Raw genomic sequence first — 24,920 nt, forward strand, 5'->3', positions numbered from 1 at the left:
TGACTTTATACTGACTACAGCTAGTATGATTGGATCGGAGGTCCGTATGAAGTTATCAAATTTGGAATACTTTGTGGAAGTCGCGACTGAAGGGAGTTTTACTAAGGCTTCTCAGAAACTATTCATTTCGCAACCCACTTTAAGCAGAAGAATCCAAGAACTAGAGGTCGAATTAGGTATGCAACTATTTATTCGTACTAACCACGGTCTCGTCCTTTCGAATGCCGGCGAACAGTTCTTGACTGAAGCAAATGATGTTTTAAAACAGGTCGAGCATTTGTCCCACATGTTCGATCAGCAAGAGGCTTCCGACAAAGGAACACAGCTTCTACGCATCGGTTATCTGCCGAATTTCAATATGAGGAAAATGTACGACTTACTTGAGCATTTCAAAGTAGATCATCCGAATATAAAATTTTTATTGAAACAAGACACCCCGATGAACTTAACGGATGGTCTGACTAATGGCCAATATGACGTGGTCTTTAATCTAGCGACTTATTTTCAGCATAATGAGCCGATCGAAAAAATTCCCTTTATTCAAAATCGTTTACAGATCGCGGTACCGATTCATCATCCTCTGAGTCGTAAGAAGCAAGTTGATTTTGCGGATCTAAGTCAAGAGACGTTTATTTTATTAGAAAGACAACAATCACCGATCATTGTTGATTACGTTGTCAGCCAATTTATCCATTATGGCTTCAATGTCAAAGCAAATTCTTATGTGAAGGATCTCGATGCCGGTCTAGCGAAGGTTTCAGTTGGTGAAGGTTTGGCTTTCCTCTATTCGGGGATGAATGATGGCTCACTGGAAGACAAGTACCATATTAAGATCATTGATTTAAAAAACGATGACACTGATCAAACGATTGTTGCGGCATTCGATAAAGAAAATAAAAATGAGTATCTTCGAGAACTAGTATCAGATGAATAAACATTTGAGGCCTTCGTATATACGGTGTATCCTTCGATTTACGAAAAAGCGGCCATTCTGATGATTCAACTGATAAAGAAGCATCCGCTTCACAATGCGAACAAACGGACAGCTTTAATGTCTGCTTTAGTATTTTTACGGATCAATGGGTATTCGTTTGTTCTGCCGTAGCAAGATGAAGTTGATCTGGACGTTTATATCGCTACTTTTTCCGGAGATTTTGATCAGCTTAAGGACGATGTTTCTGAGGTCATCAAATTGACTACCCGCAACCTATGAAACTATTTTTAATAACTGCTAAGGAAAATCTGTAAAAGATTTTCCTTTTTTAATTCCCCCACTGTCCCTCTATTCTAACCTCCCTCATATAAATTTTTTTTATCGTTACCCAATGTTTTGACTATAGTTTGCCCTCCCTTTTATACTTCGTGAGCAATCAAATTTTAGGAGGATTTATTTATGATTACAGGTTTAAACCTATTAAACAACCCTTTTCTAAATAAAGGGACTGCTTTTACTAAAGAAGAACGCGCAAAATACGGCATCACTGGTATGCTTCCTAGCACTGTTCAAACATTAGAACAACAAGCCGTTCAAGCGTATGGACAATACCTAAGCAAACCATCTGATTTAGAAAAACGTATTTTCTTAATGAACATCTTCAATACAAACCGCACATTGTTCTACAAATTAATGGGTCAACATATCGTTGAATTCATGCCAATCGTTTATGATCCAGTTGTTGCGGATTCCATCGAACAATACAACGAAATCTTTGTTGAACCACAAGACGCTGCTTTCTTATCAATCGATGATCCAGAAAGCATCAAAGACAGCTTGAAAAATGCTGCTGACGGCCGCGATATTCGTTTGATCGTTGTGACTGACGCAGAAGGAATCTTAGGTATGGGCGACTGGGGTGTCAACGGTGTGGATATCGCCATCGGTAAATTAATGGTTTATACGGCTGCAGCGGGTATCAACCCTGCGCAAGTATTACCTGTTTCCATCGATGCTGGTACAAACAACGAAACATTATTGAACAACCCGCTTTACTTAGGGAACCGCCACGAACGTGTGACTGGCGACACCTACTATGACTTCATCGACCAATTCGTTGAATCAGCAACAGATCTTTTCCCTGAATTACTATTACATTGGGAAGACTTCGGACGCGGCAATGCAGCAAATATTTTAGAAAAATACCAAGACAAAATCACGACCTTCAATGATGATATCCAAGGTACTGGTATCGTTGTTCTTGCCGGTGTTTTAGGCGGATTGAACATTTCTGGTGAAGCCTTGAAAGATCAAACGATCTTGACATTTGGTGCTGGTACAGCCGGTGTCGGTATTGCAAACATTCTATTAAAAGAAATGGTTCGCCAAGGAACACCTGAAGAAGAAGCTCGCAAACACTTCTACCAAGTCGACAAACAAGGCTTGTTGTTTGAAGATACAGAAGGCTTGACACCTGGTCAAATCCCATTTGCTAGAAAACGTGGTGAATTTACAAATAGCGAAGAATTAACAAACTTAGAAGCCGTTGTTAAAGAAATCCACCCAACAATCATGATCGGTACATCTACTCAACCAGGTGCCTTCAGTGAAACAGTCATCAAAGAAATGGCTGCACACACACCTCGCCCAATCATTATGCCTTTATCAAACCCAACAAAATTAGCTGAAGCAACTGCTGAAGACCTAATTAACTGGACAGATGGTAAAGCATTGATCGGAACAGGTATCCCAGCTGCTGATGTGGAATACAACGGCGTGACGTACCAAATCGGACAAGCAAACAATGCCTTGATGTACCCTGGTCTTGGTTTAGGCTTGATCGCTTCTACGTCTACTCGTGTCAATGATGAAATCATTTCTCAAGCAAGCCGCGCACTTGGCGGAATCGTTGACGTAACAAAACCTGGTGCATCAATCTTGCCTCCAGTTGCGAAATTAACGGAATTCTCACAAATCATCGCGGAAACAGTGGTTAAATCCGTTGTTGACCAAAAATTGAACCGTGAAGAAATCTCAGACGTAAAAGCCGCTGTTGAAGCAGCGAAATGGGCTCCAGAATACAAAGACTAATCCCGAATCAGCTTCCCCTCTCTCTTAAATGATTCGTTTAGATATAGATAGAAACAACTCTCTTAGATGAGGGAGTAGATGTGACTCTACTCCCCATTTTTATGGATTCAACCAACGTTTTACTAAAGAAAGGATCTTTAAAAAATGACACAAAAAGATACATCAGCTGCTACGCCAGTTGAAGAAAAAAAGACCAGCTTCTGGTCAACAAAAATCAGCGGTGTGAGTTTGCCTATCTACTTGATCATGGTCGTTGTCTTGATCGTGGCGATGGCGTTAGGAAAATTACCGACAAATATGATCGGACCAATCGCGATTCTTGTTATTTTTGGGAACTTATTCCATTTTATCGGCAACAAAATCCCTATCGTTAAAAGTTATCTTGGCGGCGGCTCTGTTTTTGCGATCTTCGCTTCTGCTGCAATCGCAACGTTCGGAATCTTACCTGACGCAGTGGTAAAATCAACAGAAAACTTCGTGACAAACATGGGCTTCTTAGATTTTTACATCGCTGCTTTGATCACCGGTAGTATTTTAGGAATGAACCGTAAACTATTGATGAAGGCATCTGTTCGTTTTATTCCTGTTGCTCTTATTTCAATGATCGTTTCTTTCTTTGCCGTTGGACTTGTTGGTATGCTGATCGGTAACGGGTTTGCGAACTCTGTCTTGTACATTTCATTGCCTGCTATGGCTGGCGGTGTGGGTGCTGGTGCCGTGCCATTATCAACGATCTATGCACATGTTTTAGGAACCGATGCTTCTGCCATCATTTCCCGTTTGATTCCGGCAACTGCTATGACCAACGTTTTAGCAATCATTGGTGCTGCGTTAGTCGCGCGTGCTGGACAATCGTTGCCTAAATTGAACGGTAACGGAAAATTGATGGAAAAAGGCGACCTTGGCGATGGCAAACCTCGCGAAGTGAAACCAGATATCGCTCAATTGGGTGTTGGTTTGATGGTTGCTTTGTCCTTCTTCATCTTAGGACAAATCTGTAACTTCTTCGTTCCAAAGATCCATGCCTACGCATTTATGATCATCATCGTTGTTATTTGTAAAATCACGAACATCTTGCCTGAATATTATGAAGACGCAGCAATCATGTTCAATAATTTGATCGTTAAAAACCTAACTGCCGCTGTTTTAGCCGGTATTGGTATTGCGTTATTGAACTTGAACGTGTTAGCTTCTGCATTAACATGGCAATTTGTTGTTTTATGTTTAACAAGTGTGGTTGTGATCTCTCTTGTTTCTGGATTCGTCGGACGCCTCTTCGGCTTGTACCCTATCGAATCAACCATTACTGCCGGACTATGTAACAACTCCATGGGCGGTACTGGTAACGTGGCTGTATTATCTGCCGCAAACCGCATGGAATTGATTGCTTTCGCTCAAATGGGGAACCGTCTTGGCGGTGCGATCGTACTGATCATTTCGGGATTCCTTATGCAGCTATTCTCTTAATCTACTAGTTAGTTCTATTCTCCCTCTCTTTTAACCATAGAAACATTAGATAAAAAAGAACAAAGCGCGTTGACTCTACCATCAATGCACTTTGTTCTTTTTATTTTAGTTAAGAAGCTAATGAAGACGTGACAACCAGTTATTCTATGTCTAAAAACATGATCCGTTCTCCATTTTCAGGATCGTATTTTCCGCTGTCGATAAACCCAAAGCGTTGGTAATAGGGAAGAATTTTCTCATTTTCATCGTGGATACTCAAATAGATTCGACGGACTCCATACTGTTGCCTCATGAATTGAAGGATTATCGGGATAACCCGTGTGCCGTAGCCTTTTCCTTGAAATTGCGCGTCGATCATCAAACGATCTAGCCACATCTCCTCCTCTTGCTTTGCGCCGATCATCGAAAAACCCACAAGAAGTTCCCCATCGTATAGAGCGAGAGGCTGCCAATGAAGGGATACGTCGTAAGCCGCTTCTAATAAGGATCGCGCATTGCTTTCAATGAATCCTTTCTGATTCTTTGCGACGGTAAGACCACAGACAGCTCGCCAATTGGTCTCGCCTACCTCTTTGATCGTCAAGCTCATTCTTTCGTCCCTCCTTTATCTTTTACCTGCTTTTACAGTAACAAATAGAGAAAGAAACAGCAATCGATGCGCCGATTGCTGTTTCTTTTAATAGTAGGTAGTTTTTCTTATCAAACGACCGCGGAACGTTCGTTGCTGTAATTTAAATAGATTTTTTCTCGAACAATTTCTTCCAACGTATCAACGACTTTGTGGATGTCTTCATAGGAAGTGTACAAGGCGATCGGCGCTAAGCGAATGACATTGGGTTCACGAAAATCAGGAACTACGTGATGATCTCTCAATGCCGCCGCAATTCGATAGGCTTCACGATGGACCACACATATATGCCCGCCACGAAGAGAATCTTCCTGCTTATTTGTATAAGAATAGCCATAGGCGGTCAACCGTTCATCGATCAAATACATAAGGTACGCCGTTTTAGCCAGTGAAACTTCTCTGATTGTCGCCATTCCAACCACCTTAAAAACCTGCAATGCCCCTTCCAGGGTCGCCATCGAGAAGAGTGCGGGGGAACCAATCTGCCAACCACTCGCATCTGGTTGATGTTCAAACTGTTGCTTCAATTGAAATTGCGTGTCGTTCCGATTTCCAAACCAGCCAGCCAAGCCTGGTGTTTGTTGAAAATGCTTTTGATTGATGTAGAGACCCGCTGTTGATCCAAAGCCGCCATTCAAGTATTTATACGTACACCACACAGCAAAATCCGGTTGAATCACTGAAAAGTCGATCTCGACTGCGCCGATCCCATGGCAGAGATCAAAGCCAATCAGGATACCCCTCTTGTGGGCTTCTTCAGTCAGGCGTTTCATATCCAGCAGTTGCGCACTCCGATAGAGGACCGCCGGCAGCAGGATGACTGCGACATCCTCTGTCATCGCCTCGATCATCGCCTCTTCATCAATAAATTGCCCGTCTGTACTTGGCACTACCTTCACGCCCTCTGCTGCTGAATACCCCTTTAGCTGAACGATGCTTTCCACCGCATACCGATCCGTAGGAAAATTTAAATCATCGATCAAAATTTTATATTTCTTCGCTGTTGGGTGATAAAAAGTTGCCAATGCCTGATGGATATTCGCTGTCGTACTTCCAGTCACGGTGACCTCCTTTGCTGAGGCACAGATCAACGGCGCCATCAGTTCCGCGATTTTCTCACTGTAGCGATAAAGGTCATTCCACGCACGCACCCCTTCCACCTTCCAGCGCTCAATCATTTTCTCCAAACTTTCAACGGCTGGTTTAGAGGCCATCCCTAAAGAATTTCCATCCATGTAAATCTCGTTTTCTTGGAGAAAGAACTCCTTGCGATAGTCTCGTAATTCATCCTTTAAATCCATTGCTTTGGCAAACTCGATGCCCTTTTCAAATGTTCGTTCCATCGTCATCCACGCTCCATTAATTAAATTTTCCTACCAGAAACGGATGCATTCAGTTATAATACACTCAATGCTCGTCTGATAACGTCCTTACCTAAAAGTTTATCCCTCTGCCCACTTTTTTTATATAAGATAACCAATAGATTTCGGGCTCTATTTTTATTAAATAAGGAAAATGAAGGAATTTTTTAGTATAAATAAAGGAGACTCTTTCATGCTTGACCAAACAGATTTGAAACTTTTAAAACTACTTTCAAAAAACAGCCGAACAACGGTAAAAAATCTTTCAAAAGAAGTCGCTCTTTCCGAACCGAGTGTAAAAACACGCATTCAGCGCTTGATGGATGAAGAGATTTTAAACGCATTTACTGTTGATATCGACTATAAAAAACTAGGCTACACCCTGCCATTGTTCGTTAAAATCAGTGATCTGACGATTTCAGCACAAAAATTTGTTTCTATCGTCGAGGAAATCAGTGCCTTTGTTTCTATTTATGCCGTAACCGGAGAAGAAAACTATATTCTTTTCGGTCATGCGCGTTCCGTTAGCGAGGTGGAGGAGATTCTTTCCAAGTTGATGGCTTATGGGAAAGTTTCTACGTCGATTATTTTAGAAGAAAAAAATAACAAGAAATTCATCGATGACCTCTAAAAAAGACCGATCGCCAGCGTTAGATTTCGATCTAACATTGGCGGTCGGTCTATCTTTTTAATAAAGAGCCTGCTCTATTGAATCGTTTCTTTGTTTTCACGCATAAAGATCGCTGCACCAACAGCACCGATCAGCACGATGGTTCCAGCCACATAACAAATCTGGATCAGTCCCTTATCAAAGGCATTCACCACTACCTTTTGCAATTCGTGGGCAAAAGGTGCGTTCTTTAATGACTCTGAGAACACGATTTGATGACCAGAGAAAGGTCCGGCATTGATCAAGCTGGTGGTCAATTTTTCTGGCAAGTGCATTGATGCGGCATGCTGATTAAGGACAGCCGCGTAACGGTTTGCCTCTACTAAGCCTAGGATCACCACCCCAAAGCTGGTACCAAATTGTCGGAAGACGTTCAACAAGCCTGAAGCCATCCCCATCTCATGAGGCGCGACCCCTTCTAACCCAGCGGAGTTCAATACCGGGTTCACGATCCCGTTGGCGATCCCGATCATCACTAGCGTTGGCCACAATTGTGCATACCCCATCGTAGGGGAAAGCTGACCGATCAAGAAAAGAAAACCGGCGCCGCTGACCAATAAGCCCGCAACGATCATCCATTTTTTCGAGAATTTATTTCCCAGAATCCCAACTACGGGTCCTAAAATCAAGGACCAGACAGATAGTGCCAATTGACGAATCCCCGTGTCAAAGGCAGACCAGCCAATGTAGTTCTGCATCAATACTGTTAAGTACGTATTAAACGCATAAATTCCTGAACCTAGCGCAAAAGCAACGATCACCGACCCGACAAAGTTGATATTCTTGAACATCTTCAGGTTCATCATAGGACTTTCGACCTTTGATTCGACAAAGATAAATAACGCTAAGAACACGACCGCTAAAAGCATCCAGCCACCAACGTGAGGGTTTGTCCAACCCCAATTGATGTGTGTTTCCTTTTCGATCAAGCCATAGATCGCACTAAATAATGCTGCGGCAGACAAAATCATCCCAAGAAAATCAATTTTCTGATCTTTTCCGTAGCTCGGCGTCTCATTTACATAACGCATCGTCATTAAAACAGCGATAATCCCGATCGGCAAATTGATAAAGAAAATCGATTCCCAACCAAAGGCATCTACCAATAAGCCGCCCACTAATGGCCCAGAAGCGGAAGATAGTCCAATAACCGACCCTAAGATCCCCAACGCTAACCCACGTTGTTTGCCATCAAAATTTGAAGCAACTAACGCCATTGACAGAGACATCATGCCTGCTCCACCGATGGCTTGGATTCCCCGTCCGATGTCTAGAACCAGCAAAGTCGGCGCAAAGCCGTTCACTACTGAAGCAATGACGAATAAAATCAAGCTTGCCAAAAAGACTTTCTTTCGCCCGTACATATCTCCCATTTTTGACACGATCAGCAACGTGACCGCGAATACTAATGTGTAGGCATTCAGCACCCACTGTAATTGTGTAAATGGTGCATCGAAGGCCTTTTGCATTGTTGGCAACGCCACATTTACTACTGTCACGTCCAAAAGTCCCATAAAGACGCCCAAAGACATCGCGACTAATGAGAACCATTTTTTTGAAGAATTTTCCATAAATTGTTTGCACCCCTAGTTATAAGTATCAAGCTGCTGAGCAGAATTCTTTCGATCAGCAAGCTGTTTATTGATCCATGTTAATTTTGTTTTGGCTAATTGGATATCCAATTCATAGGCTTCGACCAAAATACGAAAGCGTTCCTTGTTTTCTGGAAAACGCGCCTGATGCTCCGTCATATCCTTTTGCGCGTGTTGATAAAAATCCAAATCCTTTTCAATAAATGACTGAAATTCCTCTAATATTGCTAGTTGCTCCGTTAGCGACACGCTATCCAACGAACGCAGCTTAAAGTGGAGCCTGTCATTTCGCTTCGCGTCCGAAGGGATTTTTTCCTTCATCAATTCAATGAATCGGTCCACACCCGACGCGGTGATGTGCCATAATTTCATCTTTCGACCTTCTTCATGGATCGTGGAGGTGACGAGCCCTTCTTTCTCCAGCCGTTCCAGTGAGGGATATAAGACCCCGCTGGACACTTTTCGCATCGGCTGCAAAGCAGATCCGACAATTTTTTGAAGCTTGTAGCCGGTCTTATCGCCAGTGATCAGTGAACCTAAAAGTAGTAAATCGTACATATTATCCCCCTTCCTGATGCCCCTTCATCAGTCTTTTAGATCTATCGACTTTGTTATTATAAGTCTTTTAGACACATTGTCAACTAGAAAGTTCTCTCACCTTGTTTCCACAAAAAAAGACCGATTCAAAGGAATCAGTCTGACAAATTTGATCGCTGTTTTCAGCGACTTCTATTGCTTGTCTTTCTCCAGCGTCTTTTTCGGTAATCGGATCACAAACAGGGTTCCGACTTCCTTCTGACTTGAAACATCGATCGATCCGCCATGAAGCTGAATCAATTCTTTCACAATAGAAAGTCCCAAACCAGATTCGCCGAGCTTCGTATTTTTTCTTGAAGGATCAGCCTTATAATAACGATCCCAGATATTTTTTTGTTCCTCTTCGGTCATCCCGATGCCCGTATCTTCCACAGAGACAAGAACCGTTGAATCCGTTTCTCGCAGGTCGACTGTTATCTCACCCTTGTCCGTAAATTGGATGGCGTTCTGGATCACATTGACCATGATCTGGATGAAACGATCACGGTCGGCGTACACCTCGACCGGCTGCTCATTCAGCAAGATCAAGCGGTCATTCACAGCGTCGGCCGTTTCTTGAAATTGCGTCAGAATGTTTCTTAATACGTCCGTTCCATCAAAAGAACACATCGTTAAGGTAATCTGATGGCTGCGTATGGTTTCATAATCCAAATTTTGCTTCACTAAGCGAATCAGCCGATCCGTCTCATTTTGCATCAGCACAATGGCTTTATCCTTTTGCGTTTCAGGGATCGCATTGTATTTCAATCCCTCCAGCAGACCTTTGATCGTCGTCAATGGGGTGCGCATTTCGTGGGACGTGTTTGCCATAAATTGCTTACGCAGCTCTTCTTGGCGAATGATTTCCTTTTCATTGTCCTGCAAAGCCACCGCCATTTTATTGAAATCATGCGCCAATTCATTGAACTCATCTTTTCCCTTTTCCTCTTCCACCGTGATCTCAAAATTTCGATTCGTGATTTGGTTGACTGCCCGCTTCAAATCGTTGATCTTCTTCACCTGACGTGTCGCAAGGGCAAAACTGATAGCGCCGCCAAACAATAATGAAATAACAAAGCCCTTCAATAGATTGTCCGTAATCAGCTTCTGACTATTTTCCAAATCTTGGGCTGATTTCGCTGCGATCAAGACCCCGTAAAATTGATCTTGGTCAAATCGGCCCGAAAGAATGTAGGACGTTTGACTCGGTTCGCCTCTCAGGTCGTACTTGATCGTTTTCTCAAGGCTTCTTCCCGTTCGAATGATTTCCCACTCTTCGTTATTTAATAGGGAATCTAAAATTTTGAACTCTGTGGAAGAATAAATGACAGATTTGTTATTATCCAGCAATACAAACTTTATTCCTTGATTCGCAAGGATGACCTCAGCGTTATATAAATAAAAGCGTAGGTGTTCTTCTCTAGTCAGTGCATTGTATGGACTCGAGAACGTATCCGGTAAATTTTCTTCTGGATGACTCAAATTGCGCTCAACAGAATCGATATAATCTCGAATTTGATTGTAATTTTGAGCCACCAACGTGCGTCGGTTAATATTCGTGAAAGAAAGACCGATCAAAACGATCGTCAAAATGATAATCAGCCAAAACGCTAAAAGCTGTTGATACAAATACCGCATACGCGCCCTCCTTCGTTCATGCTCGATACTTTTACAATAACTGATTTTCAAAGGCAAATCTCATAAATCACAGAATAATCAAAGAATGTTCTTATTGTTCATAATAAATTCATCTAGCAAAACTTCTTTAAACATTTTGAATGGTTTTTGGCAGAAAAAAACGCCTAACAACAGCTAGGCATTGTTAGGCGTTCAATTTTTTAAATTAATGACTCAGATGGTAGTATTCTTCTTCCATCTGCTGCATCCGTTCCCGTTCTTTTTTATTGTACCAAGGAGAAACGGTAAAGGCTAAGACATCATTGATCAAGTAGACGGAACTGTTGACGAACATCGCCAAACTGGCTGATCCATGTCTGAATGAGATATACCAAAGGACCATCTGGGCAAGACCTGAAGCTAGCCACCAGTAATATTGATTGTTGTAGCGTAGGAAACTAATGATTCCGGCGCTCAAACTGATTGAAAAGGCGATCGCGTCGATCCAAGGACGCGGATCATCCGTAAAGCGCTGGATCAAATAACCCGAAACGAAATACATCAGGATCGTGCTGATGATCGCGAGGACCCATGTCTTTCCAGTAAATTTACGAATTTTCGATGCCATGTTATGATTCCATTCTTTACTTAATAAAACGGGAATATCTAAAGTGATCATATACGCGATTTGTTCGCCGATGCTCAAATAATTTTTTGCGGAGTATCCGACATAAATAAAACAAATGGCTGAAATAATTCCTAAAACACCGTTGACTGATTTTGCGGCGTTGATGGACAAAATACATAACACACCTAATGTCGTTCCGATAAAGGTGATCACTGTAAGTGCGTTCATCGGTTGATTGACGAGTGTCATGACCTGACAGCCTAAGCTAAAGAAAAAGAGATAATAGTTTTGTTGCGGCCATCCTTTTAATTGATGAAGCAGAAATTTGAAATAGTTTAACATGATTGGCTCCTTCTAGAAAACGGTCGTTCTTTTTGGTTCATTTAAAAAGAAATACTAAAAAATACCTTTTTCAATACTTCTTCTTGAAGAATAGCGGGAGCTCTGGGGCTCTTGCAGATTCAGTTTTTCGGTTTCTTCCTTGATTTGTTTGATCACGATCTCCGCCGCTTGCGGATCAGCGACAAAATCATAGCGATCCCCGTCAATTTGGATTTTTGGACAAATATCGAAGTTGTCGTACCATTCTTGGTAACGCTCATTTACCATTCGATAATACGCCAAGAGCTCTGGATTCGTGGCTACTTGCTCGTACTCACGCCCTCTTTTTTCGATCCGATCCAGCATCACATCAAAAGAAACCTTGATATGCACCAGTAAATCAGGTCGTTTTTTCGGTGCCGCATGCTCCAATTCCTTCAACATCGTCTCCATCAAATTGTCGTACTGGAGAACCTCGTCAGCACTCACCCGACCAAGATCCGCATTCAAATGAAATAACAGACTGTCTTCGTAAATCGAGCGATCCAAAACATTGTCCGCTTGCTGCAATGCGTCCTTCATTGCTAAAAAGCGTTTATTTAAAAAGAATATTTGAAGCAGAAACGTATATTTTTCTGGATTCGAGTAAAACAATGGCAGCACTTCGTTGTCATCCACATTCTCGTAAAATGGCTTCGAGTTCATCTCCTGCGACAACATATCTGTCAGACTGCTTTTTCCCGCACCAATCGTACCAGCGATCAATAGCATCGTTTCATCCATCCCTTCTCACTAAAAATTATTTTTTATCCTTGATAATAGTACTCCTAAACTTTTTTGAAGTAAAGTCTAGATTTTGTGTCTTTTTAGTGATATGAGAAAAACAGACACAATATATAGTGTTTTCGGTTACACGGAATTGAATGTGCTTTCTTTCCTATCAAAACAAAAAAGACGCGAATCTCATGTATTCGCGTCTCCTGTAAAAATCATTACCATTCCATATCTTCCATCTGATTCTCTAATTCTCGGATTTCTTCTGTGAGTTCTTCCATCGCATCCTTGATCTCATCCAGCGTCATCCCACTAGAGCTGTAGCCTTTGTAATAGGCTGTGACATACTCTGACTCCTCTAATTGACGGAGCCGATTCCGAAGAGTGCCAAGAAGTTCAATGTCTCTTTCATATTGAAGCTCGTTCATCCGTATTCTCCTTTACGCTAACGCACTCGGACTTGGCAATTGCGGACCTTTTCCTTCTCTTGCTAGAACCCAATCATCGTTGTCCCACATTTCCGTTTTGCGGCGACCGCGGAAATAATCCCATCGTGAATCGATTTCCATTTCTACCACTGCACCGCCGCCGCCGAGGGTTACCCAGTTGTAGCTGCCGTTTCTGTGTGCAAACTTGATCCATTGCACAGGGAAAGTTTGTTCTACTCCGTTCTCGTCAATAAAAGAACGTCGTTGATTTTCAATTCGGATGAAGGATAGTCCTCTGGCATATGAGCGGTTGGTTTTATGGAAGACTTCCTCCGCCAGATCCATCGCCCGTTCATTGGATAGTAATTTTCCATCGGGTACGTGGGAATAATCCTTGAAGCTTACAAGGACACCGTTCTCTATGACTTCAATCACTCTTTCTCCGTTATAGGTATACACGCCGTCTTTTTGGTAGCGATCGATGGTGACTGTTTTTTTATTTCTACTCTCAACCGCTTCATTGACTAATTCATAGTCCTTTGGCATGGTTGTTAATTGTTCTGATAAATGGTGTTTGATTTGCATGGTTATCGCCCTTTCATTCTGACACAGCTAATTTTCCTAATAGTTTTTCAAATGTTTCCTGCTCTGCTGAGGTTAACAAGGAGAGAAACTTGGATTGAGCACGCGCAACGCTTTCGATGATTTCAGCATATACCGCATTTCCTTCTTCGGTTAATTCCAGTAGAAAGCCTCTCCGATCGTGGTCGTTTTTTTCTTTTATTACAAATCCTAGATCGATTAATTTCTGTGTGGTCCTCGTCACATTGCTTCCGTTAAGTCCTGTCAGTGTGATCAACTTCTCTTGAGGCAATCCTCCGTGATCGTGGATCTTCATGATAAAGTAATAATTTGTAGCGTTCAACCGCAACGGGGCCAGCTCTAGATCAAGCTCTTTATGATAATCTCTCGATAATTTTCCTAACCATTTCAAGTTACTTTCTGTTTTCTGCTCCATAAAACCCCTCCTTTTTAGTTGACAACTCTCGTCGGCACGATTTATAATTGCGTGCGCAAGCATATAATAAATCCATTTAATTTTTTTGTCAATCCATTGGCTTGTATGCGTGACTTATTAAGGAGGTCTTTTCATGGGCAACACAAAAAAAGGATGGATGTTACTGGCGATCTATATTGCGACCTTTATGACAGCGATCGAATCCACTATCGTCGTGACGGCGGCGAACGCGATCTCTAAAAGCTTCGCTGGCGATGTTCCTCTTTCTTTATTATTCTCGAGTTATCTATTTTCTAGTGCCTTAGCAACACCGATTTTAAGTCGACTGGCTGATCAATATGGGAAGAAACGCGTTTTTCTATTCGGACTTTTCTTGTTTATCGTCGGAACTTTTTTATGCGGCATTTCGACATCCTTTTCTTTGCTGATTCTCTTTCGGGTGCTCCAAGGAATCGGCGCTGGCGGCATTATGCCCATCACCTTTGCCTTGATTGGTGATTTGTTCGATTTTGAGACGCGCGGGAAGATCATGGGATTGAATAATTCGGCTTGGGGGATCGCTTCTTTGGTTGCCCCGCTACTTGGCGGCTTCTTAGTCAGCCAGCTAAGTTGGCATTGGGTCTTCTTTATCAATATTCCTTTCGGTCTTTTGACGATATTGATCGTTCAGTTCTTTTATAAGGAAGAAAAAAAATCTTCTTCAACGAAATTCTCATTTGATGAACTGAAACAATATTTGTTTTTAACGGTCAGTCTGTTTCTTGTACTCGTTGGCATTCAAGTACTGACTACGAATCTCGGATTTGGCGGACTTTTCTTCGTCGCGGGCATCATCCTTCTGTACACGTTCCTTCTTAGTGAAAGAAAGCAAGCAGACCCTGTTTTGCCCATCGAAGCGTTCAAGGCTTCCGGATTTCTGTTATTTACAATGATCACTTTTTTGATCAACGGGGTATTGATTGGCTTTCAAGTTTATGTGCCTTTATGGATTCAAACGGAAATGCACCTGTCTCCAACCTTTGCTGGATTGGCGCTTTTACCGTCCTCCATTTTCTTCATTACCGGTTCGTTCTTTTCCGCCCAGCTTGGCAAGCGCTTCGGTAGGGGACGCTTATTGATTTTCTGTTTGACGGTCAATATTGCAGTATTTGCGGTGTTAGGTGTGCTGCCTCAACACGCACCTTATCTTGCCTTTCTCCTTTTGGCTTGTTTCTCAGGTTTTGGCATTGGGACGACGGTTACGACCAGCGTATTATCCGCACAAGCGGCTGCGACTGGTAACAATATTGGCGCAGTATCGGGATTTATCACGCTCTTTCGAACACTCGGACAAAGCTTCATGATCACCTTCTTCGGCATGATTTTTTCCCTTTTTGCACATTCGTCTCTTTCGACCACGGGCTATCACGCCGTCTTTTTCTCGGCAGCATTGATCGTATTGATCAGCCTGTTACTCGTCTATTTTGCAACACGAATCACCAAGGAAAAAACACCGAACTAACAGAAAACTGGCTGCCGATTTGGCAGCCAGTTTTTGTAGGCACATCGATACAACAAAAAAAAGAAGCCAGCTCACACTGACTTCTTCTCGAATAACGGGTTTCTATTTTACTTTTAAAGTAGCGAGTTGCGTTTCGATATCGGCTTCTCCGACATCTGCTGCCAGTAATGCACAGGCAGTGTACGCACTTTCAACCAAAGCGGTATCAAAGAGCGTCACTTTTTTTTCGGTCATTTCGATGGCCATTTCTAAATTCATTTTGGCACTGCCAAGGTCGTAAAAAGCAAGGAGCTCGTCAGCGGAATTTTCTTCGATCGCTTGAGAGATCCGTTCCATGGATGTGCCGATGCCGCCGTCTTCTAACCCTCCGGCAGTCGTAACGGGAACATCTTTTGCGACTTCACCGATCAACCGTTTCAGTCCTTCGGGAATTTCTTTTGTGTGTGATACCAATACTACGCCTCTAGTCATTAAAAACACCTGCCTCGATCATGGATTCAAATAAATATGCAGAGGACATGGCGCCGGGATCAATGTGTCCGATTGACCGTTCACCGACATAAGAAGCCCGTCCTTTTGTTGCTTTGATATTTTTTGTTTTTTCGACTAAGATCTCAAGTGTTGCTGGATTCAACGTTCCATTGTTCAAGTTTTCTACTGCGGGCACCCATAGATCAAGCATCGTTTTTTCACCAGGTTTTGAATTGCCTCGTTTTTCGATCCCCGCAATGGCGGCATTTAGTAAGATTTCTGGTTCACTTGATTCTTTGCTGGCTTTCATCATTTCCATCATTGCTGTCCCGTAAAGAGGACCTGATGCCCCGCCGACTTTGCTGATCAACGCCATAGCAGTCGCCTTCAAAATGTCCGGCAATTCTCCAGACAGATCCGCAGCCATCACCGCGTCCATCCCGCGAGCCATATTGTTTCCATGGTCGCCATCGCCGATCGGTGTATCGAGTTCGCTTAAATAGTCTTTCTTGATCTGGATTTTTTCATTGAATAGTTCTAAGGTTTTTCGTAAATTATCTGGTGTAAACATAATGGGCCTCCTTGGATACTCTTTTGTACAGCATTTCGATCGTTATTTGTTCCAGCTAACAGCTCTTTTTACCAAGCAATCGTGTGAACGGGTTCATTCAATAAGCGCACACGTTCGTCGTCTAATTTGATCATCGTGATGGATGCTCCGGCCATCTCCAACGAAGTCATGTAGTTTCCAACTTTACTGAAAGCAAGATCGAGGCCGTCTTCTGCCAAAATCTTTTTACTGTCATTGAATAAAATGAACAGCTCCATCAATGGCGTTGCGCCCATCCCGTTAACAAATAATCCGTATTTATCGCCTTCTTGCCACTTGAATTCTGCCTTCAATTTACTGATGATCTCTTCGGCGATCGCATGAGAAGGTTTGATCTTTTCACGGCGATACCCAGGTTCCCCATGGATTCCTACACCAAACTCGATTTCGTCATCTGCTAAAACAAATCCTGGTTTGCCCACTTCTGGAACAGTCGCTCCAGATAACGCGATACCGACTGTTTTTATATCTTCTACTAACGCTTTTCCGTAGCTCGCCAATTCAGAAACAGATTTTCCTTCACGGGCCATGGCACCTAAAATTTTATGAACCAATACGGTCCCAGCCACACCGCGCCGACCTTGTGTATAGGTACTGTCTTCTACAGCAATGTCATCATCTACCAAAACAGAATCGACTTCAATATCGTCCATTTCAGCCAAATCTTTTGCCATATCAAAATTCATGACATCGCCTGAATAATTTTTAACGATCATTAATGTCCCTTTGCCTTTATCAGTTGCTTTGATGGCTTCATGGATTTGATCGGGAGTTGGCGAAGTGAAGACCTGACCACAAACTGCGGCACTTAACATACCATCCCCAACAAACCCTGCATGAGAAGGTTCATGACCGCTTCCGCCGCCGCTGACCAATGCCACTTGATCATACTCATCACTAAGTGCAACAACTAATGTTTCCGGTACTTGCTTTACATAATCTGGATACGCGCCAACTAATCCACTGACCATTTCTTCCACAACATTCTTTGGATCATTGATAATTTTTTTCACTTGCTCTTCCTCCTTATTCACTTCAAAGTATTTGTTCCTCCTTAACCGTAGAACAAATCCCTTTTTTTGTCCACGATCCGCTTCTACAGAGGCCGCAGACATTGGTATTAAAAATAGTAGGGTAATAGAACGTGTCCTATTACCCTAAACAAACTTAAATTGGCAACGCCATAAATAACAATGCTGCTAAAATGCCGCCGATGATTGGACCGACTACAGGTACCCAAGAGTAGCCCCAGTCAGAGTCTCCTTTATTTGGAATCGGCAAGAATGCGTGAGCGATCCGCGGACCTAAGTCACGGGCAGGGTTGATCGCATACCCGGTGGTCCCACCTAAAGACAGCCCGATAACTAAGATTAAAATACCAACAGCGATTGGATTTAGTCCATCGCCAAATTTACCCATGCCAAATGTCAGCAACGCAAACACTAACATGAAGGTACCGATAATTTCACTGATAAGATTGGCGCCTAAGCTTCGGATCGCTGGGCCAGTAGAGAATACACCAAGAATGGTCGCTTGATCTTTGGTTTCTTTCCAATGCGGATAGTAATGAATATAAACAAGAACTGCACCAATGATTGCACCGATCATTTGACCTATGATGTATGGAACGACCATATCCCAACCGATTTTTCCGGCGATCGCCATTCCGATCGTTACAGCAGGATTCAAATGGGCAAAGGACATATACCCCGCCGCGTAGGCACCGATCGTAACCGCTGCGCCCCAGCCTAGAGTGATCGCGATCCAGCCTGCGCCTTCTGCTTTTGTTTTACGCAAGCTTACACCTGCTACGACACCGTCACCTAATAATACTAAAACCATGGTCCCAATAATTTCTCCAATTACCTGCGTTGACATACTTGTTTCCATAAACTCATCCCCTTAATTTTTATTCTTATATCAGCTGCACAACTTTACATGCTGCGCAGCTGACGAATTGAATTAGTTTTCTTTTGGTTTATGTTTGTATTGCATGGTCGCCTGTACGGCTTCTTGCCAACCTTCGTAAAGATCATCGGTAACTTCTTTATCCATTGAAGGGTCAAAACGTTGACCATCTGCTGCGAATTTCTTGATTTCATCTATGTCTTTCCAGTAGCCGACAGCTAATCCGGCAAGATACGCTACTCCCAAAGCGGTCGTTTCCAAATAAGGCGCACGTTCTACTGGTGTTTGAAGAATGTCTGCTTGGAATTGCATCAATAAATCATTCTTCGATGCGCCGCCATCGACACGTAACAGCTTGATGTCTGTGCCAGAATCTTTCGCCATCGTATTCACGACATCGGCCGTTTGATAGGCCAGTGATTCTAATGTTGCACGGATAAAGTGCTCTTTCGTTGTTCCACGCGTCAAGCCGAAGATCGCCCCTCGAGCCTGCTGATCCCAGTAAGGAGCGCCCAGCCCTGTAAATGCAGGAACGACATATACATTTTCACTGCTGTCGACACGTTTCGCATAATCCTCTGATTCTGGCGCGTTATTGAACATTCTTAAGCCATCACGCAGCCATTGGATCGCCGAACCGGCTACGAAGATACTTCCTTCGATGGCATAGGTCACTTTTCCATCGATCCCATACCCGATCGTCGTCAATAGCCCGTTCTCAGAAAGGATCGGCTTTTCACCTGTATTCATGACGATAAAGGCCCCTGTGCCATAGGTATTTTTGACCATTCCTTTATCGAACGCCAATTGACCGACTAACGCCGCTTGTTGGTCTCCGGCCATTCCGCCGATCGGTACTTGATTGCCGTAGAAATGATAGTCCTCAGTGTGCCCGTAAATTTCAGAATTTGATTTCACTTCTGGCAGCATCTCTCTCGGAATATCTAATAAGTCCAAAATTTCTTGATCCCATTCCAAGTCATAAATGTTATACAGCATGGTACGGCTGGCATTTGTGTAGTCAGAAACATGGACCTTTCCGCCTGTCAATTTCCATACGAGCCAAGTGTCGATCGTACCGAATAACAGCTCACCCTTTTTCGCACGTTCACGTGAACCATCGACATGATCTAAGATCCATTTCACTTTGGTGGCTGAGAAGTAGGAGTCGATCAATAATCCTGTCTTCTTCTGAATCATTTCAGAATGGCCTTGCTCCTTCAAGTCGTCCGCAATGTCGCTAGTTTGTTTTGATTGCCAGACGATCGCATTGTAGATCGGGTGACCTGTTTCTTTTTCCCAAATGACCGTTGTTTCACGTTGGTTCGTGATTCCGATTCCTTCGATTTGACTTGGCTTCAATCCGCCTTCGATCAATGCTCCGGCGATGACTGATTGTACCGAGTTCCAAATCTCGTTTGCATCATGCTCTACCCAGCCTGGTTTTGGAAAATGCTGCGTAAATTCTTTTTGAGAAGAACTTACCTCCTTACCTGCTTTGTCGAAAACGATTGCCCTGCTTGACGTTGTTCCTTGATCGATTGACATGATATAAGACTCCATGTTCCCACTCCTTTTATATGTTTTTTACTTCTTTAAATCCGTTAATTGTGTTTCTCTGATCTGCTCTTCTAGTTCCATTTGATACGCTTCCTTTGTTTGCGCATCCCACTCGAAGACCTCCGCCATCGCATCCACGACTGCCTCTTTGATCTCCATCAACCGGTGACTGATAAAGAGCATATAGTTGGTTCGCCGCAACAAGTAATCCACGGGGGTCAAGGTCATCTCTTCAGCCATCGCGTACCGTAAGGACATGGACTCTGCTAAGGTGAGGCCATCAAAAGCGACTTGATCCTTCAGTGCAAACACTTTTTTTGCATTTGATCCATATAACTCAGCTAAATATTTCGCATCTTCTGCAGGTAACCCTAGCGCTTCCCCTTTTTTCGCAAGGTTGCCGAGTTCCTGATCCACTTGTTTCGGATCGAGGTCACCGCCAGAAACAGGGTATTTTTCAGAATCTATGGCCTCAATAGTATTGTCAGGCAATAGAGACACGATTTTCTTCATCGCACCAGCCGCCATCAACCGATAGTCCGTCAGCTTCCCGCCTGATAGAATCAGTAACCCATCTTTGGCGATCGTCAGATCACTGCCGCGAGACACCGCTGAAGGGTTGTCTTTAGGCTCTTCCTTGGCTGCATCGGCGATCGTTTTTTCAACTTTCGGTCGCGACTGTTTGCCATTTTTATAGTCATCTGCTGCACGAATGATTTTTTCAAAGTTTTCGTCGCTGATTTTTTCTTTTTTTGTTCCGTTGTAATCGCCGCCTGCTTCGCTGATCAAAGGACGTAATCCTGCCCAAGCCGCTTCAATGTCTTGAATCGTAAGCTTCGCGTCAGGATACCGGCGATTGACGATCTTCAATAGATAATCTACGTCAGATTTTTCTACCCTCGGATGGTTGTAATCGCCTTCATAATCCGTGTCCGTCGTCCCGAAATACGTTTTGCTTTCTCTAGGGATCACGAAAATCATGCGGCCGTCATTTTCACCTGTATCAAAATACGTAGGCTGCGGAACCTTTAATTTCTCGCCGTCTACGACTAAATGGACCCCTTTTGTTGGACGCATGTGCGGCTGATGGTCGATTTCCTTATCCAGCTTATTTACAAAATCAGACCAAGGGCCTGCTGTATTGATCACCAGTTTACTAGTGATTGATACGACTTGTTCATTCAATAGATCTTTGGCTTTTACCCCAGATACATTTCCTTGATCGTCGTGAAGGATCTCTTCAACCTCCATCCGACTCACCGCTATGGCTCCATCTGACACTGCGCGTTTGATATTCTCAATGACCAATCGGGCATCGTTGTTCCGATAATCTAAATAAACACCGCCCCCCAGCAGCCCTTTTTCTTCTAACTGCGGTTCTCGTTCTAAGATTTCTTCTTTACTCAACATATAGTTCGCGTATTGGCCGCATGTGATCCCTGCTAGATGGTCATAAAGATCCATCGCCACTTTGATCGAAAACATGTTGAAGGTGGAACCTGGTTCATCAAAAATAGGTAAAATCATCGGGTCTGCTTTTGGAATGTGCGGGGCAATTCCTTGAATAATGGCTCGTTCACTTACGGTGTCGGCAACCACCTCGACATCAAACGTTTTAAGATAGCGGAGCCCTCCATGGACAAGTTTGGTCGATCTTGAAGACGTTCCTTCCGCAAAGTCCTGCATTTCTAGCAATGCCACTGAGAGTCCTGAAGCTGCCGCCTGCAAAGCGACCCCTGCTCCTGTTATCCCGCCGCCGATAATCACTAGATCATACGTCTGATTGCTTAATTTTTGAATCATGTTTGATCGTTCTTGAAAAGAAAACACGTGTAAACACCTCGCTCCTTTATGCTAATTATCGTTCTTAAACATAGAAACAACGGTCTTGCAAGAAGCTGTAACTTGGTTTAAATGACACAAAAAAGTCACCCTTCTTCTACTAGAAATCCCTGCGCAAATGAACTTCTGAAATAAGTGTATCATAACGAAAAACGCTTTCAAATAAATTAGATTGCAAATTATTGCGCAATCTTTCAAAATAATTATTTCACTTTATTTGTACGCCATTTTTAACTCATTTTTCCCATTCATTCGGTCAATTATATAGAAGAAATTGGAACGGTCTTTATATGCTTTTGAAAACAAATCAATCTATGCATAAAGTTTTCTTTCTCATACGCCTACAGTCGAATAACAGAATTTTAATGGATCTTTTTTTTATTTGAAACTCGAGCACACTGCAAAATCGTTATTTTAAGAATTGCGTCTGCTACTAAAAAAAACGCAAACCCCTAAATGTAGAGATTTGCGTTTTTTTAGTTGTCTTTACGTGCTCTTAAGGCAGATAAAATCGATACGGTATCGATAACTTCTTGTAGCGCCGCACCCAGTAATGCAGGAATAACACCTGTGCTTGCGATCAGCATCAGTATTACACAAATGACGATCCCTATAAGGACGGATTGACGTGCGATCCGCATCGTGTCTTGAGAGAGTCGAACCGCTTCTGACACACGACTTAAATCATCCTTTAAAATAACCGCATCTGCACTTTCACTTGCCGCAGTTGATCCATGGGCACCCATCGCGATACCGATATCAGCAACGCCTAATGCCGGGGCATCGTTGACCCCATCACCCACCATGATGCCTGGGCGGTCCGCTTCACTCAAGGTTTTAATAACGTTAATTTTCTCTTCTGGCAAACATTCTGCGTGGACTTCAGTGATCCCTACTTCGCGAGCAATTTGATCTGCAATAACTTGATGATCTCCCGTCAGCATGATGGTTTTCTTGATGCCTAGTTCCGTCAGCGCCTTGATCGTGTCGGCGGATTCCTTGCGAACAACGTCTGTGAAGGTGATGTACCCGATGGACTCACCTTCGATAGAAACGAATACGGCTGTTTTTTCTTTGCTCAAGGACACCGCTGATCCTGCGAAAGCCGCTTTCCCAACGCGAATCTTCTTGCCCTCAACGATAGCCTGAATCCCTTGACCCGTGACCTCTTCTAACTCTGAAACTGGGTACAAGGTCATTTTTTGGTCTTTGGCGTAGGCAACAAGCGAACGCGCTAAAATGTGGCTAGACTCTTGTTCCCCGCTTGCTGCATACGCGATCAGCGCCTCTTTGGAATAGTCCTTTGAAGTCGGATGAATCGTGTCGACCGATAGTTTTCCTTCTGTCAGTGTCCCTGTTTTGTCAAAGGCCACACTTTTTGCCCGTGCTAATTTTTCAATCGTCGTTCCTGTTTTTACGACGATCCCATTACGGCTCGAGCGGCTCATCCCCGCCACTAAAGCCACCGGTGCCGCCAAAATCAACGGACAGGGTGACGCAACGACTAGCACCTCTGCGAAACGGACAGGATCTTTTGATACAAACCACGCGACGCCACCGATAACATACGCAATCAAGGTGAAGGGCACCGCATACCGATCGGCCAGTCGAACAAAATGAGCAGGCTGTGCTTCGGATTCTTTGACCAGTTTTACTAACGTTTGGTATTGACTGTCTTTTGCGGCCTTTGTTACCTTGAACCGCAATGCTGCGTCACCATTGATCGATCCAGACATCAGCTCATCGTTAGCTTTCTTTTCAATGGGTTTAGACTCGCCCGTCAATGACGACTCATCCACAAACGATTCTCCCGCAACGACCCGACCATCTACCGGCACCAGTTCTCCCGGTTTCACTAAAATCAATTCGCCTACCTGAACGTCCTCCACCGCAAGATCGTCAATCGTTTCTCCTGTTACTCTATGGGCCACCTGCGGCGAGTTGTCTAAAAGTGAGCGCAGTTCGCGGCTTGCCTGATGGCTGGCATAATCCTCTAAGCTGTCTCCGCCAGTTAACATGATCAGCACAACGAGACTCGCCCAGTAATCTCCAACCAGCAATGTCGCGACGATCGCTGTGATCGCCAAAATGTCCACGCCATATTTCCCTGAACGCAAGGTTTGGATCATCCCGATCAGCATAGAGATCGTCATTATTCCTCCAATGATCGAAACCAGCCAAAATGCCCATTGGCTTTGATGGAAACCAAATTCCAAAATTAGTGCGACGAGTCCAACCATCGCTGTTGACAAAAATTTCTTCCGATTACTCATACCTTTGCGCCTCCATCTTTCTTCAATAAAAGAGTACTACTCTGATTCTTTAATTGAAAAAATAAACGCTTAAATGAGAAAGATAATCATTAACAGTTGGTTTTGTAACTTCACAATTTAAAATAATTATAATTAAGCGCTTTAACAATTTTGCCATTATCCTTCAATTATTGCGAACGATTCCAATCAAAAAAACCGACTAAAAGTCGGCTTAGTAAAGACGTGCTTAAGATTTACGCTTGATCACCAATAGGAGTGCTCCGAGTAAACTAAACATCCCTCCGAGAACCAGCAGTCTATCTGAAAGTGCTTCGCCAGTCTTTGGCAGCATTCGATAAGAAGAAGTCGATTCTTTATTCCTCTCCTTCTGCACCAGATGAGGATTTGCTGACCGTTCATTCACTCTTTCTAGCGAGGATCTATGTACCTGAACAGTGTTTTTTACTGGGACTTCCGTAACGCTTGATTCTGTTTTTTCAGAAGGAACCGATTCTGTAGGCTTGGTGCTCGGCTTTTGACTTGGTTTTTTACTTGAGTCGGTATTGGGTTTTGTATTTGGTTCCGTGCTTGGCTTGGTGCTTGGTTCGGTACTCGGTTCGGTACTCGGTTCCGTGCTTGGTTCTGTACTTGGCTCGGCACTTGGTTCTGTG

At 43.3% G+C, this 24,920-nt stretch carries 23 protein-coding genes and 1 pseudogene; 6 read left to right on the forward strand and 18 right to left on the reverse strand.

The window, feature by feature from the left end; all coding sequences use genetic code 11:
• Nucleotides 1–46 precede the first annotated feature (46 nt).
• The 4 genes and pseudogenes from A5868_RS16230 (at nt 47) to A5868_RS16245 (ending at nt 4,492) form a co-directional block, all read left to right on the forward strand.
• Nucleotides 47–934, forward strand: a complete 888-nt coding sequence (locus A5868_RS16230) for a LysR family transcriptional regulator (RefSeq protein WP_086304876.1) — start codon at nt 47–49, stop codon at nt 932–934.
• A 9-nt stretch (nt 935–943) separates the two neighbouring features.
• Nucleotides 944–1,213: pseudogene (locus A5868_RS16235) on the forward strand (type II toxin-antitoxin system death-on-curing family toxin); the annotation flags it as partial.
• Nucleotides 1,214–1,393: 180 nt separating this feature from the next.
• A complete protein-coding gene (locus tag A5868_RS16240; RefSeq protein WP_086304878.1) occupies nt 1,394–3,025 on the forward strand; it encodes a malolactic enzyme in 1,632 nt (543 codons plus the stop codon).
• Between the two features lie 144 nt (nt 3,026–3,169).
• Nucleotides 3,170–4,492, forward strand: coding sequence for a 2-hydroxycarboxylate transporter family protein (locus A5868_RS16245; protein WP_086304880.1), 1,323 nt, complete (start codon nt 3,170–3,172; stop codon nt 4,490–4,492).
• A gap of 139 nt (nt 4,493–4,631) precedes the next feature.
• Here A5868_RS16245 and A5868_RS16250 read toward each other — a convergent pair whose 3' ends face one another.
• Both A5868_RS16250 and kynU read right to left on the reverse strand, forming a co-directional pair.
• Nucleotides 4,632–5,081 carry a GNAT family N-acetyltransferase gene (locus A5868_RS16250; RefSeq protein WP_086304883.1) on the reverse strand — a complete coding sequence of 150 codons (450 nt, stop codon included), beginning with the start codon at nt 5,079–5,081 and terminating at the stop codon, nt 4,632–4,634.
• A gap of 110 nt (nt 5,082–5,191) precedes the next feature.
• Nucleotides 5,192–6,463 carry a kynureninase gene (kynU, locus tag A5868_RS16255; RefSeq protein ID WP_176281337.1) on the reverse strand — a complete coding sequence of 424 codons (1,272 nt, stop codon included), beginning with the start codon at nt 6,461–6,463 and terminating at the stop codon, nt 5,192–5,194.
• Nucleotides 6,464–6,674: 211 nt separating this feature from the next.
• On the opposite strand from kynU, the gene A5868_RS16260 reads away from it, so the two are divergent.
• Nucleotides 6,675–7,112: an Lrp/AsnC family transcriptional regulator gene (locus tag A5868_RS16260; RefSeq protein WP_086304887.1), complete on the forward strand. Its 438-nt coding sequence runs from the start codon at nt 6,675–6,677 to the stop codon at nt 7,110–7,112.
• Nucleotides 7,113–7,186: 74 nt separating this feature from the next.
• On the opposite strand, the gene A5868_RS16265 is transcribed toward A5868_RS16260, so the two are convergent.
• The 8 genes from A5868_RS16265 to A5868_RS16300 form a co-directional block, all read right to left on the reverse strand.
• Nucleotides 7,187–8,722, reverse strand: a complete 1,536-nt coding sequence (locus A5868_RS16265) for an MFS transporter (RefSeq protein ID WP_086304889.1) — start codon at nt 8,720–8,722, stop codon at nt 7,187–7,189.
• A gap of 15 nt (nt 8,723–8,737) precedes the next feature.
• A complete protein-coding gene (locus A5868_RS16270) occupies nt 8,738–9,301 on the reverse strand; it encodes a PadR family transcriptional regulator (protein ID WP_086304891.1) in 564 nt (187 codons plus the stop codon).
• Between the two features lie 171 nt (nt 9,302–9,472).
• Nucleotides 9,473–10,957, reverse strand: a complete 1,485-nt coding sequence (locus A5868_RS16275; protein WP_086304893.1) for a sensor histidine kinase — start codon at nt 10,955–10,957, stop codon at nt 9,473–9,475.
• 205 nt (nt 10,958–11,162) lie between these two features.
• Nucleotides 11,163–11,906 (reverse strand): nicotinamide riboside transporter PnuC, encoded by a 744-nt coding sequence (gene pnuC / locus A5868_RS16280; protein WP_010779245.1) that lies wholly within the window; start codon nt 11,904–11,906, stop codon nt 11,163–11,165.
• Between the two features lie 54 nt (nt 11,907–11,960).
• A complete protein-coding gene (locus A5868_RS16285) occupies nt 11,961–12,668 on the reverse strand; it encodes a deoxynucleoside kinase (protein ID WP_010779244.1) in 708 nt (235 codons plus the stop codon).
• A 209-nt stretch (nt 12,669–12,877) separates the two neighbouring features.
• The gene (locus A5868_RS16290) at nt 12,878–13,093 is read right to left on the reverse strand and encodes a hypothetical protein (RefSeq protein ID WP_441316146.1); all 216 of its coding nucleotides are present in this window, start codon (nt 13,091–13,093) and stop codon (nt 12,878–12,880) included.
• Between the two features lie 6 nt (nt 13,094–13,099).
• Nucleotides 13,100–13,672, reverse strand: coding sequence for a hypothetical protein (locus A5868_RS16295; RefSeq protein WP_086304897.1), 573 nt, complete (start codon nt 13,670–13,672; stop codon nt 13,100–13,102).
• 13 nt (nt 13,673–13,685) lie between these two features.
• Nucleotides 13,686–14,105, reverse strand: coding sequence for a MarR family winged helix-turn-helix transcriptional regulator (locus A5868_RS16300; protein ID WP_086304899.1), 420 nt, complete (start codon nt 14,103–14,105; stop codon nt 13,686–13,688).
• Between the two features lie 133 nt (nt 14,106–14,238).
• Between A5868_RS16300 and A5868_RS16305 the strand changes: the two genes are divergently transcribed.
• Complete coding sequence (locus A5868_RS16305) at nt 14,239–15,606, forward strand: MFS transporter (RefSeq protein ID WP_086304901.1); 1,368 nt, start codon at nt 14,239–14,241, stop codon at nt 15,604–15,606.
• A gap of 102 nt (nt 15,607–15,708) precedes the next feature.
• On the opposite strand, the gene dhaM is transcribed toward A5868_RS16305, so the two are convergent.
• The 8 genes from dhaM to A5868_RS19145 form a co-directional block, all read right to left on the reverse strand.
• On the reverse strand, nt 15,709–16,077 hold the full coding sequence (gene dhaM / locus A5868_RS16310; protein ID WP_086304903.1) for a dihydroxyacetone kinase phosphoryl donor subunit DhaM: 369 nt from the start codon (nt 16,075–16,077) through the stop codon (nt 15,709–15,711).
• Entirely contained in the window at nt 16,070–16,648 is a 579-nt protein-coding gene (gene dhaL, locus A5868_RS16315; RefSeq protein ID WP_010779238.1) for a dihydroxyacetone kinase subunit DhaL, read from the reverse strand. The genes dhaM and dhaL overlap by 8 nt, the downstream gene beginning before the upstream one ends.
• A 68-nt stretch (nt 16,649–16,716) precedes the next feature.
• Nucleotides 16,717–17,700, reverse strand: a complete 984-nt coding sequence (gene dhaK, locus A5868_RS16320; RefSeq protein ID WP_086305405.1) for a dihydroxyacetone kinase subunit DhaK — start codon at nt 17,698–17,700, stop codon at nt 16,717–16,719.
• 154 nt (nt 17,701–17,854) lie between these two features.
• On the reverse strand, nt 17,855–18,577 hold the full coding sequence (locus A5868_RS16325; protein ID WP_086304905.1) for an MIP/aquaporin family protein: 723 nt from the start codon (nt 18,575–18,577) through the stop codon (nt 17,855–17,857).
• A 72-nt stretch (nt 18,578–18,649) separates the two neighbouring features.
• Nucleotides 18,650–20,158, reverse strand: coding sequence for a glycerol kinase GlpK (glpK, locus tag A5868_RS16330; protein WP_086304907.1), 1,509 nt, complete (start codon nt 20,156–20,158; stop codon nt 18,650–18,652).
• Between the two features lie 24 nt (nt 20,159–20,182).
• The gene (glpO, locus tag A5868_RS16335) at nt 20,183–21,985 is read right to left on the reverse strand and encodes a type 1 glycerol-3-phosphate oxidase (protein WP_086304909.1); all 1,803 of its coding nucleotides are present in this window, start codon (nt 21,983–21,985) and stop codon (nt 20,183–20,185) included.
• Nucleotides 21,986–22,473: 488 nt separating this feature from the next.
• Nucleotides 22,474–24,270, reverse strand: coding sequence for a heavy metal translocating P-type ATPase (locus A5868_RS16340; protein WP_086304910.1), 1,797 nt, complete (start codon nt 24,268–24,270; stop codon nt 22,474–22,476).
• A gap of 226 nt (nt 24,271–24,496) precedes the next feature.
• The coding region (locus A5868_RS19145) for an LPXTG cell wall anchor domain-containing protein (RefSeq protein WP_176374159.1) at nt 24,497–24,920 on the reverse strand (424 nt) is incomplete at its 5' end.

The sequence above is a fragment of the Enterococcus sp. 12F9_DIV0723 genome, assembly GCF_002174375.1.
Taxonomy (GTDB): Bacteria; Bacillota; Bacilli; order Lactobacillales; family Enterococcaceae; genus Enterococcus_A; species Enterococcus_A gilvus.